The sequence below is a fragment of the Gemmatimonadota bacterium genome, from assembly GCA_039715185.1.
GTDB lineage: Bacteria > Gemmatimonadota > Gemmatimonadetes > Longimicrobiales > RSA9 > DATHRK01.
On the sequence record JBDLIA010000190.1, the window covers coordinates 1 to 2124 of the forward strand.

Here is a 2124-nt window from a genome sequence, read left to right on the forward strand (position 1 = left end):
TTCTTCCCGCTGTGGGGATTGACGCTGGCCAGCATCCAGTATCCCGAGGGCCTGCGCATGGTGGTCTACCCCACGCGAATCGTGGGGGACGTGCAGGAGATCAACATACTGAACGGCTACATCGGCATGGCCTTGATCTCGCGCGACTTCTTCGTGGAGCTGCGCATCCTGCCGTATCTGCTGGGCGCCATGGCGCTGCTTACGTTCGCCATGGCCTTCGTGCGCAAGGCCTGGCTGCGCGTGCTACCCCTCGTGGGGCTGGCGAGTATCGCGGTCTACGGGCTACGCAGCATGGCCCAGCGCATGTACGACTACGGACACGAGCTGGACCCAATGGCGCCGATCGACATCGAGCCGTTCACGCCGCCCATGTTCGGCGAGAACCAGATCGCCCAGTTCGGCACCTACGCCTACTTCTCCTGGGGCACCTTCCTGCCGCTCATCGCGGGTCTTCTGATCGCGGTCGTTGTCTGGGCCGACATCAGGGACGCGCGCGCGAAGAAGGCTCCCGGGTTCGACGATCAGCCAGGAGCGTGAGGGGCGGGGGCGTCCGTTGGCGCCCCCCGCCTCGCGTCCTGTACACAGGAGGACGATATGCGATTTCGGATCGGCATGACTGCGCTCACGCTCGCCGCGCTGGCCGCGTGCGGCCCGGCGACGGAAGGCGCGGACGCCGGCGCCGCGGCGGACACGGAGGTGGCGGAAGCGGCGCCGGCGGCGCCTTCCCAGGCGGACCTGGACTACGAGGCACTCACTGCTTCCTGGGATGACGCCCTGCACGAGTCGTGCGGGCCGGCGCTGCAAGAGGCGCTCGGCACCCGCGATCTGGTCGACGGCATACTGGCCAGCGTGGAGGATCCCGATGGTCGGGCCACCGCGGAGGTCGAGGACGCGACGCACTGGATGACCGAGGGCAACGCGGCGCTCGAAGGAGTGTGGGGGGCGCTGGAAGATGGCGACTGCGGCGCCGAGGTCCAGACGGCGCTGGAGGAGACCTGGCAGTTCTACGTGAAGGCGGGTACGTCGGCCGTGCAGGCTACCCAGATGGTGGCCGGCTGAGGCAGGCGTGAATTGCCCGGAGGTGGTCGGCCCCGTCCGTTCTGAGAGGTGGGTGTCCTTGAGAGGGGGCGGGTCGGGGTCGGCCCATCCGGTAGCGTCCGCGGCGGTTGCCTTCCTGGCGATCGTCGCGGGCGTTTGCTTTGCTCCGGCGCCGCTGGCGGCGCAGCACGAACACCACGTGCGGCCGCCGGCGGAGGCGGGCAGCGACTCCGCCGCGGATGCCGCGGCGCGCACCCGCCCACCTGCGCGCGCGCCTCGCACGATCCAGGTCCGGCGCGAGGATGATCTGGCGGCCGCGCTCTCCGGCGCGGTCCGGGGCGACACGGTGCGCGTCCGGGGCGCGCATCACGGCGACCTCCGCATCGACGTTCCGCTGCTGCTCGCCGCGGTCGTGGGCGCAGGAACGGGGCGCGCGCGGCTGGTGGGGTCCGGCGAGGGCACGACGCTCACGGTGGCCGCGGACTCGGTGGAGGTCCGCGGGTTCCACATCTCCGGGAGCGGCATCTCGCTCGAGCGCGACGACGCTGCGGTCAAGCTGCTCCGCTGCGAGGGCTGCCGGATCGTGGACAATCGCATCGACGAGTCGCTGCACGGGATCTACCTGCTGGAGTCGAACGGCACTCGCCTGGTTGGCAACGACATCGAAGGCATTGCGCGCCTCGAGGAGTCGCAACGCGGCAACGGCATCCACCTGTACAACTCGGCCGCCAACCGCCTCGAGCGGAATCGAGTGCGGCGCACCCGTGACGGGATATACTTCTCGTTCGCCAGCGACAACGAGGTCAGCGACAACGATGTCGCCGACCTGCGCTACGGGCTCCATTACATGTACTCGGATGACAACCGCTTCAGGGGCAATCGATTCGAGCGCAACGCGGCTGGCGCGGCGATCATGTTCTCCAAGCGCATCGAGTTCCGGGGCAACGTGTTTTCGCACCACACGGGGCCGCGCGCGTTCGGCATACTCCTGCAGACGTCGCAGGACATCGTCGCGGAGCAGAACCGGATCGAGGGCAACCGGATAGGGCTGTTCATGGACAACGCCACGCGCAGCCTGTTCGCCCA

At 68.9% G+C, this 2124-nt stretch carries 3 protein-coding genes; all 3 read left to right on the forward strand.

What is annotated here, in order from left to right; translation table 11 throughout:
* Window positions 1-537, forward strand: a 537-nt coding sequence (locus ABFS34_16560) for a hypothetical protein (GenBank protein ID MEN8377038.1), incomplete at its 5' end; no start/stop codon positions are given.
* Between the two features lie 57 nt (window positions 538-594).
* Window positions 595-1059 carry a hypothetical protein gene (locus tag ABFS34_16565; protein MEN8377039.1) on the forward strand — a complete coding sequence of 155 codons (465 nt, stop codon included), beginning with the start codon at window positions 595-597 and terminating at the stop codon, window positions 1057-1059.
* Window positions 1060-1117: 58 nt separating this feature from the next.
* On the forward strand, window positions 1118-2124 hold a 1007-nt coding region (locus tag ABFS34_16570; GenBank protein MEN8377040.1), incomplete at its 3' end, for a NosD domain-containing protein.

Bases quoted from the DNA above. Each gene is read 5' to 3' on its own strand.
- ABFS34_16565 (MEN8377039.1), top strand. From the start codon at position 595: ATGCGATTTCGGATCGGCATGACTGCGCTCACGCTCGCCGCGCTGGCC.